Origin of the sequence: Citrobacter sp. Cf132 (genome assembly GCF_030333885.1) — a bacterium.
GTDB lineage: Bacteria > Pseudomonadota > Gammaproteobacteria > Enterobacterales > Enterobacteriaceae > Citrobacter > Citrobacter freundii.
Genome location: NZ_JAOWFA010000057.1, coordinates 709517 through 724403, shown reverse-complemented (window position 1 = coordinate 724403; position 14887 = coordinate 709517). Strand labels below are relative to the sequence as shown.

At 54.4% G+C, this 14887-nt stretch carries 12 protein-coding genes; all 12 read left to right on the top strand.

Annotated features, from left to right (window positions below):
- Positions 1 to 10 precede the first annotated feature (10 nt).
- The 12 genes from OGV85_RS16890 (at position 11) to modD (ending at position 14876) form a co-directional block, all read left to right on the top strand.
- A complete protein-coding gene (locus tag OGV85_RS16890; RefSeq protein ID WP_061548560.1) occupies positions 11 to 2296 on the top strand; it encodes a fimbria/pilus outer membrane usher protein in 2286 nt (761 codons plus the stop codon).
- 13 nt (positions 2297 to 2309) lie between these two features.
- Positions 2310 to 3278 (top strand): Csu type fimbrial protein, encoded by a 969-nt coding sequence (locus OGV85_RS16885; protein WP_061548561.1) that lies wholly within the window; start codon positions 2310 to 2312, stop codon positions 3276 to 3278.
- 321 nt (positions 3279 to 3599) lie between these two features.
- Positions 3600 to 4874: a Glu/Leu/Phe/Val family dehydrogenase gene (locus OGV85_RS16880; protein ID WP_003020877.1), complete on the top strand. Its 1275-nt coding sequence runs from the start codon at positions 3600 to 3602 to the stop codon at positions 4872 to 4874.
- A gap of 325 nt (positions 4875 to 5199) precedes the next feature.
- Positions 5200 to 6270, top strand: a complete 1071-nt coding sequence (dhaK, locus tag OGV85_RS16875) for a dihydroxyacetone kinase subunit DhaK (protein ID WP_003020880.1) — start codon at positions 5200 to 5202, stop codon at positions 6268 to 6270.
- 11 nt (positions 6271 to 6281) lie between these two features.
- Positions 6282 to 6914: a dihydroxyacetone kinase subunit DhaL gene (gene dhaL / locus OGV85_RS16870; RefSeq protein WP_003020881.1), complete on the top strand. Its 633-nt coding sequence runs from the start codon at positions 6282 to 6284 to the stop codon at positions 6912 to 6914.
- A 10-nt stretch (positions 6915 to 6924) separates the two neighbouring features.
- A complete protein-coding gene (dhaM, locus tag OGV85_RS16865; RefSeq protein WP_061548563.1) occupies positions 6925 to 8355 on the top strand; it encodes a dihydroxyacetone kinase phosphoryl donor subunit DhaM in 1431 nt (476 codons plus the stop codon).
- Positions 8356 to 8525: 170 nt separating this feature from the next.
- Positions 8526 to 10238 carry an alpha,alpha-trehalase gene (locus tag OGV85_RS16860; protein ID WP_061548564.1) on the top strand — a complete coding sequence of 571 codons (1713 nt, stop codon included), beginning with the start codon at positions 8526 to 8528 and terminating at the stop codon, positions 10236 to 10238.
- Between the two features lie 195 nt (positions 10239 to 10433).
- Entirely contained in the window at positions 10434 to 11456 is a 1023-nt protein-coding gene (locus OGV85_RS16855; protein WP_061548565.1) for an ABC transporter substrate-binding protein, read from the top strand.
- A 26-nt stretch (positions 11457 to 11482) separates the two neighbouring features.
- On the top strand, positions 11483 to 12442 hold the full coding sequence (locus OGV85_RS16850) for a FecCD family ABC transporter permease (protein ID WP_414452085.1): 960 nt from the start codon (positions 11483 to 11485) through the stop codon (positions 12440 to 12442).
- Positions 12439 to 13200 (top strand): ABC transporter ATP-binding protein, encoded by a 762-nt coding sequence (locus OGV85_RS16845; RefSeq protein ID WP_060854779.1) that lies wholly within the window; start codon positions 12439 to 12441, stop codon positions 13198 to 13200. Before OGV85_RS16850 ends, OGV85_RS16845 begins: the two co-directional genes overlap by 4 nt.
- 9 nt (positions 13201 to 13209) lie before the next feature.
- A complete protein-coding gene (locus tag OGV85_RS16840) occupies positions 13210 to 14022 on the top strand; it encodes a class I SAM-dependent methyltransferase (protein ID WP_061548567.1) in 813 nt (270 codons plus the stop codon).
- Positions 14019 to 14876 (top strand): ModD protein, encoded by an 858-nt coding sequence (gene modD, locus OGV85_RS16835; RefSeq protein ID WP_003841555.1) that lies wholly within the window; start codon positions 14019 to 14021, stop codon positions 14874 to 14876. Before OGV85_RS16840 ends, modD begins: the two co-directional genes overlap by 4 nt.
- Positions 14877 to 14887 lie beyond the last annotated feature (11 nt).

Below are 14887 nucleotides of genomic sequence, written 5' to 3'. Positions count from 1 at the left end.
AATATCGGGAATGGTTTGCGCACAAACGCTGAATAATAACCAGAGTGAGAATGGCGTTATTAATAGCACCTCACAAATTACGGGAGTCGATTTGTATCTCGATGTCACCTTAAATGGGAATCCCGTTGGGCTGGTACATTTTGGCTACGATAATGGAAAGCTTTATGCGGGAGCTAATACCCTGAGTAAAATGGGCTTTCGCTTTGCTCCAGACGCCACTAACGCCGTCTGCCTGAACGATATCCCCCAGTTAACCATTGACTACAACGTTCAGTTGCAAACGCTCTCGCTTACTGCGCCACTTAGTTCACTCGAACTTGCAACCACGCAGCTTAACTCGCCTATCGAAACCGCGCCAACGGCGACAACATCACGCGGAGCGCTGCTCAATTATGATATCTATACCCAGCAGGGGGATGAGAGCGTAATAAATACCTTCAGTGAACTTCGCGCCTTCAATGCTGCCGGCGTGCTCAGCACCACCCAGTTGACGCAGTACTCCACCGAGGAATACGCCGATAACAGTTTTGAGCGCCTTGATACCAACTGGCGTACCTCATTTCCTGATACGATGTTGGCGTTAACCGTTGGCGATACCCTGACAAGCTCACTCATCTGGTCCCGACCAACGCGTATCGGCGGCATTCAGATAGGCACCGATTTTGGTTTACAGCCCTATATGCCAACCACCCCGCTCCCTGCATATCTGGGATCCGCGACGTTGCCATCAAACGTTGAGCTGTACGTGGACGGTGTCAGGTACTACAACGGAGAAGTCCCCGCAGGTAGTTTTCAGATCAACACCATGCCTAACATCAGCGGCGCGGGAACGGGTCAGGTGATGATGACAGATGCGTTGGGCAGAACGAGCGTACAAAATTTTTCGTTCTACAACGATCAACAACTCCTGCGGGAAGGATTAACCGCCTGGTCGGCAGAATTGGGCACGGTACGCGAAAATTATGGTTATTCCTCTTTTGACTATGCCAGCGCACCGGTATTGAGCGCTACGTGGCGTCGCGGGTTTAGCAATACGTTGACCGCCGGGGCTCACGCAGAAACCAGCGACGGACTAATTAACGCAGGCTTCAGTAACGACTGGATCCCGGGAACCCGCAGCGGCACATTTTCGACATCACTTGCCGCAAGTAGCGATTCAGGGCAGAACGGATTTCTGTATAGCTTTGGTTATCGTTGGTCCGGCGGACGGTTTAATTTCAGTACCAGTACCACGGCAACTTCTGGCGATTACCGCGATGTCGCCACCCATTATGGTGAGCCGCCCCCAACGCTTAACAGCAACACGGTCATTGGCTATTCGCTGGAATCTGCCGGAAATGTCAGCCTGAGTTACCTGCAGTTTCGTTATCCACACGAAAATGCGGTGCGCTACGCCAACGTCAGCTGGTTCAAATCCGTTACAGACAACATCTCACTGAATGCCGGATTCAACCAGAACATTGACGATAACCGCGATCGCAGTCTCTATCTGATGGTAACGATTACCACTGATAACAATCTGAGCGCCAGCAGCACGCTACAACGCACCAACGATGAAACCGGCTATCAGCTCAACGCCAGCAAGACGCCGCCTGCCGATGGCGGTTGGGGCTGGAATCTGGCCGCCAGTCAGCAGGCTTCCCGACAAAGTGGCCAGGGAGAAGTAGGATATCTGGGGCGTTATGGTAAAGCGTACGCGGGATTCAGCCGTTTACCAGATAACCATTACGGCTACGCAGGCGCAACCGGATCGCTGGTGACCATGGGAGGCGGCTTGTTTGCAGCAAGGGAAATCAACAATGGTTTTGCCGTCGTCTCAACTGACGGCGTGCCTGATGTTCCAGTCAAACTGCAAAATAACCTGATTGGTCGCAGCGATGACCAGGGACTACTGCTGGTCACGCCGCTCAACAGTTATCAAAAAAACCTGATCAGTATTGACCCGATGGATCTCCCCACCAATATGCGGATCGCACGCGTTGAGACGAATGCCACGCCTGCAGATCGTTCCGGTACTTTGGTTAGTTTTGGCATCACCCCCGTACGTGCTGCGCAGGTTATCCTCGTCGACAATCAGGGTAAGCCAATTCCTGAAGGCAGCATGGCTTACGCCATCAACGGAAAAGGACAGTCGTCTGCCGTTGGTTTTGATGGGATGACCTGGTTCGACACCCTGGAACAGCACAACACGCTGCGCGTTGATACGGACACCGGTAGTTGTCGCGTGCAATTTGACTATCCCGTGTCAGCAAAGGGGATTATGCAAATAGGCCCACTGGTTTGTCGCCCACACTAACAGGAGTGCGCTCATGAGGTTAAGACATCTGCTACTCATCGCTGCCGTACTTTTTTGTCCGGCAATTAGCCATGCGGTAACCTGTTCGGTGAGCAATGTTCAACCCATAAATTTAGGTTCGGTCAATCCACTGTCTGCAACAGGCGCAACGTCATCAATGACGTTCAGTTACACCTGCACCAAAGAGCTTGGTGACGCGCTGGCAGGGATCAATCTCTGTTTTAATATTGGCGCCTCGGCCGTCAGCGGCCAGGTGACACCGCGAAATATGTCATTAAGCGGAACGCCTGCCAGTACACTGGCATACCAGCTTTACCAGGACAGCGGGCGCACCAAAGTTTGGGGCAGCCAGTATCAGTCGGGAACCACTTTTCCCATGGTACAGCTTAACCTGCTGAATCTGACTCCAGTGACGGGTTCACTCACGGTATCGGCGCAGATCGTCACACCACAAACCGCAGCCGTCCCCGGAAATTATCAGGATAACTATACGACGGCAACAGCCCTTGTCACTCTCAATCCCGGATTGCTTTTCCCGCCAACAACCTGTGGCGATACCATTGCTGCCAGGCTGCCTTTCACCGTATCGGCGACCGTAAGCAAACAGTGCAATATCACCTCTGCAACCGATATTAGCTTTGCGCCAGCCAGGGCGACCGGGCGTAACCTTACGGCTTCAAATACCGTGGGCGTAGCATGTTCCAATAACACGCCTTACACCATCGGGCTTCAGCCCTCCAACGGTAATACGGCAGGCAGCGGCGTGATGGCGGGCACGGGGTCAAATACGGATAAAGTCCCCTACCAGCTTAGTTCGACGCCAGGTCCTTCCGGTACGGTCTGGGGCAATACATCACTCAATACCGTCGCGGGCAACGGTACGGGGACAACAACTACCTACCCGGTTTACGCCACCGTCCCCAGCGCGAACTACACGCCAGACAACTATGCCGATACCGTTACCATCGCCGTAACCTACTGACCTCAGCTTAACCGCAATAAAGCAAATACATTTTGTTATCAAATTATTTACTTTTAGAGGTGCGTCATAAATCTTACAAATTACGATTTTTATATATTCTGCATATTAAATTACGCACTCTGCAAAACAACCCAAATACAAGCAAAGACAAAGAATAACTATTCAATCGCAAGTTAAAGTCCATACTAATCATGGCGATAATTCGTGCTGGTCGGGCAGGCCCTTCTATGAAAAAAATGTTAAATTTAGGTTTATATGGTGAGATTCACTGTATACCACGGCCAAATTAAGAACATATTACTTTTATAACTAAGGTTTATCATGGATAAGTTATCTTACGCTTCAGATAGCAGCACATCTGCCTGGAATACCTACCTGCAACAAATCGAGCGTGTGGCCCCTTACCTGGGCGAACTTTCCCATTGGGTGGATACCCTGCGCCACCCAAAACGCGCGCTGATTGTCGATATCCCGGTGCAGATGGATGACGGCACTATCCGTCATTTTGAAGGGTATCGCGTGCAGCATAACCTCTCCCGCGGGCCGGGCAAAGGCGGTGTGCGTTATCATCCTGATGTTGATCTTAATGAAGTGATGGCCCTGTCCGCTTGGATGACCATCAAATGCGCAGCGTTGAACCTGCCGTACGGCGGTGCCAAAGGTGGAGTGCGCGTCGATCCGTTCTCGCTGTCTGAAGGCGAACTGGAGCGTTTAACTCGTCGTTATACCAGCGAAATCGGTATTATCATTGGGCCGCAGAAAGACATTCCTGCGCCGGATGTAGGTACTAACGGAAAAGTCATGGCCTGGATGATGGATACCTACTCCATGAACCACGGCACCACCGTGACCAGCGTGGTCACCGGTAAACCTATTCACCTTGGCGGTTCATTAGGTCGTGATAAAGCCACCGGTCGCGGCGTTTTCGTCAGCGGTCTGGAAGTCGCGCGCCGTGCCAACATCGAAGTTGAAGGTGCTCGCGTTGCAGTGCAAGGTTTTGGTAACGTCGGCAGCGAAGCCGCCCGACTGTTCGCGGCAGCTGGTGCACGCGTGGTCGCGATTCAGGATCACACCGCTACGCTGTTTAACCCCACAGGTATCGACATGACCGCGTTGTCTGCCTGGCAGTTAGAGCACAAACAGATTGCCGGTTTCCCGGGCGCTGAAACCATCGCCAGCGAGGCCTTCTGGAGCCTGGATATGGATATTCTTATTCCGGCCGCGCTCGAGGGTCAGATCACCCGTCACCGTGCGGAAACCTTGACCTGTAAACTGGTACTTGAAGGCGCTAACGGCCCAACCTATCCGGATGCCGACGATGTGCTGGCAAGCCGTGGTATCGTGGTTGTGCCTGATGTGGTCTGTAACGCCGGCGGCGTAACCGTCAGCTACTTCGAATGGGTTCAGGATATGGCAAGCTTCTTCTGGAGTGAAGAAGAGATCAACAATCGCATGGACAAAATCATGACTGATGCGATGGTGCATGTTTGGGAAAAAGCAGCTGAGAAATCCTGCTCCCTGCGTACCGCAGCCTACATCGTTGCCTGCGAACGCATTCTGCTGGCACGAAAAGATCGCGGAATTTATCCGGGCTAACGCCGAAATCGACCATGCCTACAAACCACCTGTTCTGCAGGTGGTTTGTTTTCCATAAAAAATCGTTCAAAAACTTTCCGCACAAATACCGCCCGACCTCTCACTTTCGCTGTTTTATGCACCATGACGTTCCAATACGGAACATTATTATGCTGCTATGTTTCGTATTGAAACGCTCTTCACAGCAATTTTCTTTTGCAAACCCGTGTGCAAAATTACCTTATCGGCAGCGAGCGGTCGCCGTGGCGTTGTACAAACCGATACCCTACATCAGATGCCTGCCCAAATTTGGCAGCCATCCAGGACTGTCTGCGGAGCATAAATAATGAAAAAATTGATCAACCGTGTTGAAGACGTACTGAATGAACAACTCGCCGGACTGGCGAAAGCGTATCCTTCCCTGGCACTGCATCAGGACCCAGTGTATGTCACCCGCGCAGATGCACCGGTGATGGGCAAAGTGGCGCTGCTTTCCGGCGGCGGCAGCGGGCACGAGCCTATGCATTGCGGCTACATTGGTCAGGGCATGCTCTCCGGCGCCTGCCCGGGTGAGATTTTTACCTCCCCCACGCCGGATAAAATGTTCGAATGCGCCATGCAAATTGATGGCGGGGAAGGCGTGCTGCTGATAATCAAAAATTACACCGGCGACATTCTTAATTTCGAAACCGCTACCGAGCTGCTGCACGAAAGCGGCGTCAAGGTCACCACCATGGTGGTGGATGACGATGTGGCGGTGAAAGACAGTTTGTATACCGCCGGACGCCGTGGTGTGGCTAATACCGTATTGATCGAAAAACTGGTCGGCGCGGCCGCCGAACGCGGTGACTCGCTGGAAGCCTGTGCTGCGCTGGGTCGTAAGCTGAATAACCAGGGCCACTCCATTGGCATAGCCATTGGCGCCTGTACCGTTCCGGCAGCCGGACAACCGTCGTTCACGTTACAGGATAACGAGATGGAGTTTGGCGTAGGTATCCACGGGGAACCGGGCATTGACCGCCGCACCTTCACCTCTCTCGATCAGACCGTTGATGAAATGTTCGATACCCTGCTGGAAAACGGTAACTACAGCCGTACGCTCCGCCACTGGGACAACGTCCAGGGCGCGTGGCATGAAGGTAAAGAAAGCAAACGTGCGTTACAAAGTGGCGATCGGGTTATTGCGCTGGTCAATAATCTCGGTGCGACGCCGTTGTCTGAACTCTTCGGCGTGTATAACCGCCTCGAAAGCCGTTGCCAGGATGCAGGCATCGTCATTGAGCGCAACCTGATCGGCTCTTACTGTACCTCTCTGGATATGACCGGCTTCTCCATCACCCTGTTACAGGTGGATGACGAAACGCTGAACTTATGGGATGCACCGGTTCACACCCCTGCTCTCAACTGGGGTAAATAAGGAGATTCATGATGTCCCTCAACAGAACACAGATTGTTAACTGGCTCTATCGCTGCGGTGAAATATTCACCACTGAAAGTGATTTTCTCACCGGACTTGACCGGGAGATCGGCGATGCCGACCACGGTCTGAACATGCATCGTGGTTTCAGCAAAGTCGTTGAAAAGCTGCCGTCCATCGCGGACAAAGACATCGGCTTTATTTTGAAAAACACCGGTATGGTGCTGCTCTCAAGCGTCGGCGGGGCCAGTGGACCGCTGTTTGGCACGTTTTTTATCCGCGCCGCCCAGGTGACTCAGGCTCATCAAAGCCTGACGCTTGAAGAGCTGTATCAAATGATTCGTGATGGCGCAGAAGGTGTGATTAGCCGCGGTAAGGCTGAACCTGGCGATAAAACCATGTGCGACGTCTGGCTGCCGGTAGTGGAGTCTTTACGCCAGTCATGCGAACAGAAGCTGAGCGTCCAGGCGGCACTGGAAGCGGCAAGCCAACAAGCGGAAGTCGCAGCGCAAAGCACCATCACCATGCAGGCTCGCAAAGGCCGCGCCAGCTATCTAGGTGAGCGCAGCATTGGGCATCAGGATCCCGGCGCAACGTCGGTCATGTTTATGATGCAAATGCTGGCTCAGGCGTCCAGAGAGTAAGGATAAAGCGATGGTAAACCTGGTTATTGTTTCTCACAGCGCCCAACTGGGCGAAGGCGTCGGCGTGCTGGCCCGGCAGATGTTAATGGGTGATGGTTGCAAAATCGCCATTGCCGCAGGCATTGACGATCCTGAGAATCCGATTGGCACCGATCCGATTAAGGTGATGGAAGCCATCGAGTCTGTGGCCGATACGGACCACGTGCTGGTGATGATGGATATCGGTAGTGCATTACTGAGTGCGGAAACCGCGCTGGAACTGCTCGACCCTAACATTGCCGCCAAAGTGCGTTTATGCGCAGCACCACTGGTTGAAGGCACACTGGCCGCGACGGTTAGCGCCGCAGCGGGTGCTGATATCGATCGGGTCATCCGTGATGCCATGAGCGCCCTCGACGCCAAATGTGAACAACTGGGTTTACCTTCGCCATCCGCAGCGAAACCCGCATCCGCAGAACTGTCTCCCGACGCTGATGCCCGTTCTGTTGCCATTGTGGTGAAAAACCCTAACGGCATCCACGTCCGCCCGGCTTCGCGGCTGGTTTCTGCGTTGTCTGGTTTTAACGCCGACATGTGGCTGGAGAAAAACGGCAAGTGTGTGGTCCCTGATAGCCTGAATCAAATAGCCCTGCTGCAGGTGCGCTGTAATGACACGCTACGCCTGATTGCTAAGGGCGAACAGGCAGAGGATGCGCTGGCCGCATTTAAACAGTTGGCGGCAGAGAATTTTGGTGAATCGCTCGAGCCCGCGCATACTGATAACAAGGCAACTCTGGCTCCCTCAAAAGTCACGGGGACGGCATTTTGTCACACGCCGTTCTCGCCAAAGGTAAACCCGCAGTCCGCCGCATCACTGCAGGCTGAGCAGCAGCGATTACAGACCGCCATCCAAAGTACGCTGAACGATCTGAGCAAACTCACCGCTCTTGCTGAAGAACGATATTCCGCAGATATCGCCGCCATCTTCTCCGGTCACCACACGCTGTTGGACGATCCTGAACTGTTTGAAATGGCCTGCGATGTAATGCGTGAAAAACAATGCAGCGCCGCCTGGGCCTGGCATCAGGTGCTGAGCGATCTCAGCCAGCAGTATTTACAGCTCGATGACCCTTATCTGCAGGCGCGATACATTGATATTGAAGATTTGCTGTCTCGTTCACTGCAACATTTGACGGGAGAGAGCGCACAAATTCCCGCGTTCTTGCGCCCCACTATCCTGGTCGCTGATGTCATTTATCCGTCTACGGTACTGCAACTCGATCCGAAGACCATCAAAGGTATCTGCCTGCGGGACGGCAGCGAAGCCTCTCATCCGGCGATTATCGCTCGTGAAATGGGTCTGTGCTGGATGTGTCAGCAAGGCGCTGCTCTCGATAGCATAAAGATGGGCGATACTCTGACCATTGACTGTGTCACACAGCGGATAACCCGCGCAAACTGATACCGAAGCACACCCTTTTCGACAAAGGGTGTGCTTCTTCCCTATTCGCGTCGGGAAATGTCTGTTTGTTCGCAAAATGGGGTGTCGATCACGCGCAACGGTCGATCCTGAACTAAGGTTTTCTCATGGTAAATGCCGCTACTTCGGCACACCGCTAAGGAGATTAACCGATGATAACGCCTGCAACTCGCCATCCAGGCCTGCTTTCTGTTGCAATAAAACTGACTCTCGCCAGTACCTTTTTTGCCCTTTCCTCTTTTGCCGTCAATGCAGAAGACGCGCCAGCCGCTACAACGCAGCCGCCAGATATCCTGCTTGGACCTCTGTTTAACGATGTACAAACAGCTAAACTGTTTCCAGACCAGAAAACCTTTGCTGACGCGGTGCCTAACAGCGATCCTCTCATGATCCTTGCCGATTACCGGATGCAGAAAAATCAGTCCGGATTCGACTTACGCCATTTTGTGGAGGTGAATTTCACCTTGCCGAAAGAAGGCGAGAAATACGTTCCCCCGGCCGGGCAATCATTACGCGAACATATTGACGGACTGTGGCCGGTCCTCACCCGCTCGACAACTGACGCTGAAAAATGGGACTCGCTACTGCCACTTCCAGAGCCGTATGTGGTGCCTGGCGGGCGTTTTCGCGAAATATATTATTGGGACAGCTATTTCACCATGCTGGGGCTTGCCGAAAGCAATCACTGGGATAAGGTCTCGGACATGGTGGCAAACTTCGCTTATGAGATTGATTCCTGGGGACACATTCCTAACGGCAACCGCACCTACTACCTGAGCCGTTCGCAACCGCCGTTCTTTGCCTTTATGGTTGAACTGCTGGCGCAGCACGACGGGAATGACGCGCTGAAAAAATACCTCCCGCAGATGCTCAAAGAGTACAGTTACTGGATGGAAGGCGTCGAAACACTCCAGCCCGGTCAGCAAAATAAGCGCGTGGTTAAACTGGATGACGGTACCATTTTGAACCGCTACTGGGATGACCGCGATACGCCGAGGCCAGAGTCCTGGGTCGAGGATATCGCCACCGCTAAAAGCAACCCCAATCGCCCTTCCACAGAAATCTACCGCGACCTGCGTTCAGCGGCTGCGTCCGGCTGGGATTTTAGCTCCCGCTGGATGGACAATCCTAATCAGCTGGGCACTCTGCGCACCACCAGCATCGTTCCGGTCGATCTCAATGCGTTGATGTACAAAATGGAAAAAATGATCGCCCTCGCCAGCAAGGCTGCCGGTGATGATGCCAAAGCGGCGCAGTACGATGGCTTCGCTAATGCCCGACAAAAAGGGATCGAAAAGTACCTGTGGAACGACAAAGAAGGCTGGTATGCCGACTACGATCTGAAAAGCCATAAAGTACGCAATCAGCTCACGGCCGCCGCCCTGTTCCCGCTGTATGTCAATGCGGCGGCAAAAGATCGCGCCAGTAAAGTCGCCACAGCCACCCAGGCACATCTGCTGCAACCGGGCGGCCTTGCTACCACGTCGGTGAAAAGCGGCCAGCAGTGGGATGCCCCCAACGGCTGGGCCCCGCTCCAGTGGGTCGCAGCATCCGGGTTACAGAATTACGGTCAGGATAACGTTGCGATGGATGTGACCTGGCGATTCCTTACCAATGTGCAGCACACCTACGATCGAGAGAAAAAGCTGGTTGAAAAATATGACGTGAGCACCACCGGCACCGGCGGTGGTGGCGGGGAATATCCATTGCAGGATGGTTTTGGCTGGACCAACGGCGTCACGCTAAAAATGCTTGACCTGATCTGCGCCAAAGAGAAGCCCTGTGACAGCGTACCCGCATCGCGGCCAACACCGACAAGTACACCACCAGCCGAGCCTAAAAAACAGACTCAACCGACGCCATAACGTCATTACCTGAGCCGTTTTACTCCCCCGAATCCGCGCTTCGTCGCGGATTTTTCTCTATTTAAGCTGCCTCTATCCCCTCTAGCCCTTATGGGGTATCCGGTGTTTTCATCCGTGAGAATTTGATTCTGAACATGTTTTTATTCGCTGTATATGTAAATATATAGCGAATTTGTAACCTTCAGGATACTGATAATGGCACTGACAAGACGGATGTTTGCCCAACTCGTGGCATCTGCACTGCTGCTACGCCATCTTCCCGCATTGGCGCAAACGCCGCTAACCGTTGCCGTTGGAGGCTCGCCAGGGCCGAATATAACCCAACGCGTGGTCAGCGCGGGGGCGCCCGCTGACATGCTGCTGCTGGCCGTCGCGCCGGAAAAACTGGTAGGGCTTTCCTCCTTTGATTTATCTCGCCAGACCGCCATCCCGTTCCACGATGATATTCGGGCATTGCCGAAACTGGGCAGGCTGGCAGGACGCGCCAGTACCCTATCACTTGAAGCGTTACTGGCGCTTAAACCCGACCTGGTTGTTGACTGCGGCAATGCCGATGAAACCTGGCTTTCTCAGGCCAGACAAGTGAGCGCACAAACTCACATTCCCTGGCTGCTGATTAACGGCGAACTGCGCCATACCCCAGAACAGTTGCACGCAGCCGGTGAAGCATTGGGCGTCGTCTCGCGTACCGCAATGCAGGCCGCGCTGGCCCGTCGATTTATCGATAATGCAATAGCTTTCTCGCATACAGCTGCAGCGAATCTGCGTTTTTATGCCGCGCGCGGTGCCAGAGGGCTGGAGACAGGTTTACAAGGTTCTTTGCATACCGAAGCGGCAGAACTGCTGGGGCTACAGAATGTGGCGCACATCCCCGGAAGACAGGGGCTCACACAGGTTTCAATGGAAAATCTGCTCAGTTGGCAGCCCGATATTATTTTGGTGCAGGATGCGATGACAGCGCAGCACCTACGAGAAGATCCGATCTGGCAAGGAGTCAAAGCGGTTGCTGACCGGCGCATTCTGTTTCTCAGCGGTCTGCCGTTTGGCTGGTTGGATGCACCTCCTGGCATCAACCGTTTACTGGGGTTACGCCGCCTGCACGCCTGGCTTGAACCGCAGGTTAACAAGAGCTTTAAAGCCGATATGCAGCGCTACAGCGAACTGTTCTGGCATACCACGCTAAGCGATGCACAGTATCAACGTCTGGTGGCAGTCTGATGAAAACATCTACCCTCGGTTTTCTGATGATTGCTGCGGTGGTGCTTTGCGCGAGCGTCGCCGCGGTATCGGGCGCATACCGCCTGGATGCACAACAGGTTGTGAATCTTATTACAGGTACTGATGACGTCCCGATGCAGGACAAAATCGTCTTCTGGCAAATCCGCCTGCCGCGCATTCTGGCCGCATTGCTGCTTGGCGCGGCGCTGGCAAGCGCAGGAACCACCTATCAGGGCATGTTCCGCAACCCACTAGTCTCGCCGGATATCCTCGGCGTGGCGGCGGGTGCCGGTTTAGGTGCCTGTACGGCAATACTGTTCGGATTACCGATCCTGTTCATTCAGCTGTATGCGTTCACCGGCGGTTTATTCGTGGTCGCCGGTGTCTGGTTGATTACCCGGCGAGTCAAGCGTCACGACCCGGTGTTAACGCTGGTGCTGGTCGGAATTGCGCTGGGCACGGTATGCGGCGCGGGAATTTCACTCATCAAAACGCTGGCCGACCCGTATACCCAACTCCCGTCTATCACCTTCTGGCTGCTGGGCGGTTTATCAACGATTACGCTGCACGATCTGTGGTTCTCAGCACCGCTGATCTTCACTGGACTGGTCCCGCTATTGCTGCTGCGCTGGCGCATGAACCTGCTCACCCTGTCGGATGATGAAGCACGATCGCTTGGCATCAACGTCGCCCGACTGCGTCTGGGACTGATCGTCTGCGCAACGTTAATCACCGCCTGTACCGTCGCCATCGCGGGCATCATCGGCTGGATTGGGCTGGTTGTGCCGCATATCGGCCGACTCCTCAGTGGCAATAACCACCAGCAGTTGCTGCCGGTTTCCATGGGAGTCGGCGCCATTTTGCTGCTGCTCACCGATACCCTCGCCCGTACGCTTAGCAGCACGGAAATTCCTCTGGGGATCTTGACTGCATTTATTGGCGCACCGTTCTTTTTGCTGCTTTTGCTACGGGGAAATCGCCCATGACGCTACTGACCGTCCGCCATGCGTCGTTGGGATACCACAGTAACCAGCCCGTGCTACGCGATGTCTCATTTCAGGTTTCGCCCGGCTCCGTTTGTTGTCTGCTTGGTGCCAACGGTAGCGGAAAAACCACCCTGATGCGCACCATTCTCGGCGTTCTTTCGCCGCTTCACGGTGACATTTTGCTTGATGGCATCGCCATAAATCATCTCAACGATCGGCAACGCGCCGCCACTATTGCCTGGGTCCCTCAGGCGCATGACGGCGCATTTGCCTTTAGCGCACTGGACATGGTGATGATGGGATTGGCCCCGCAACTGGCGGCATTTGCGGTTCCCGGGGCTAAAGAACACGAAATTGCTCATCAACAACTGGCGATGCTGGGGATCTCTCACCTGGCGCCCCGGCGCTGGAACACTCTGAGCGGCGGAGAGCGCCAACTGGTATTGATTGCCCGCGCGCTGGCGCAACGTCCGCGCCTTTTGTTGCTGGATGAACCCGCTTCCAGCCTGGATTTTGGGCATCAGATCCGTCTGCTCGACACGCTGGTGACGCTGAAAAATTCGGGTATGGCCCTGCTGATGTCTACGCATCATCCGTTGCACGCCCGGGCAATCGCCGACAGCGTGGTACGCGTTGAACCGAACGGTGAGGTTTCGCAGGGGCTTCCTGAACACCAGCTCGCCACCGATCGCCTGGCTGCGCTGTATCACGTTACACCGTCACAAATTGCCCACCACCTCTTTGGCTCTCACAATTAAGGAATAAGAATGCTCATTGACGACATTGATTTTGCCGATCTTTACCGTAAACAGTTACAACTGGCGAACAGAACCGAGAAAAAGCCGGAGCACTGGGATAAACGTGCGGAAAAAATGGCGGAGAATTGCGCCTCATTAACCGACAGCTATTTGCTACAGCTGTTGGGGAAAATCGACCTGCAAGGAGCGGAGTCGCTATTTGATATGGGCTGCGGTCCCGGTACGGTCTCGCTGGCGCTGGCTAAAAAGATACCAATAATTTACGGCGTAGATTACAGCCAGGGAATGCTTGGCGTTGCTGCCCGCCGCGCTGTGCAAATGAACGCCCGTCACGTACAGTGGGTGCAGCGGGCCTGGGAAGAACACTGGGATGATTTACCCCAGTGCGATATCGCCGTCGCCTCGCGCTCTACGCTGGTTGCCGATATGCGCCAGGCGATGACCAAACTGAATAATCAGGCCCGGCTGCGGGTTTACACCACCCATCTCGTCAGTTCATCTTTCGTTTCCCCCACCATTCAACGTGCGCTGGGCCGCGAGGTGATTGAACTTCCCAACTATATCTATGCGCTTAATGTCCTGTATCAGATGGGGATCCACGCGCACGTTGATTTTATCCGCGGCCCCAACTGTCAGCAGGACAACAGTACCTGGACGCGCTTTCTGGAAAACGTGCGCTGGAGTATGGGCGAACTAAGCGCCGACGAGGTCGAACGTCTGGAAACCTGGTATCAGCAGCAGGATCCACGCGCGATTGCCCCCGCCAGCCGTGACTGGGCGCTTATCTGGTGGGACAGTGTGCCGCGGGAGGCACTGCGATGATCTACTTTTCGCAGGCGCAAACCGACGCGCTGCTGCTGGAAGATATTCAGGGCGGCGATCTGACTACCCGCGCGTTGGGAATTGGCGCACAGCCGGGCGTTATGGCGTTTTACCATCGCCAGGGCGGGTGTGTTAGCGGCACCGCCGTTGCCAGACAAATGCTGACGTCATTAGGGCTGACAGTCAGCGACATGGTGGCCGATGGTGAACAGGTAAGTGCAGGACAGCGATTGATTTGTGCGCATGGGAATGCGGCGGCGCTGCACCAGGGCTGGAAAGCGGTACAAAATGTCCTGGAGTGGAGCTGCGGAGTTTCGGGCTATCTTGAGAGCATGTTGAGCCAACTGCGCCAACGCTATCCTGATGGGCAGATTGCCTGCACCCGCAAAGCCATTCCCGGCACGCGTTCGTTGGCGACTCAGGCAATACTCGCCGCCGGGGGCATTATTCATCGCGGAGGATGCGCCGAAACGGTGCTGCTGTTCGCTAATCACCGCCGTTTTCTTACCAACCCAAACGACTGGACAAACGCGGTTGCGCGCTTACGCAGCCATGCGCCAGAAAAAAAGATCGTCGTCGAGGCGGATACGCCAGATGAAGCATTAGCCGCGCTACGCGCCGCGCCCGATATTCTGCAACTCGACAAATTCACCCCTGAGCAGGCGACAGACATTGCCCGCCTGGCACCTTCACTGGCCCCCCATTGCACGCTGGCGCTGACTGGCGGCATTACCCTCGCCTCGCTGGCGGGTTATCTCGACTGTGGCATCAGGCTCTTTATCACTTCCGCACCTTATTACGCTCCACCTGCGGATATCAAAGTTAACCTGAGCCCGGACGCACGTGGCATATAACATTAAAAAAT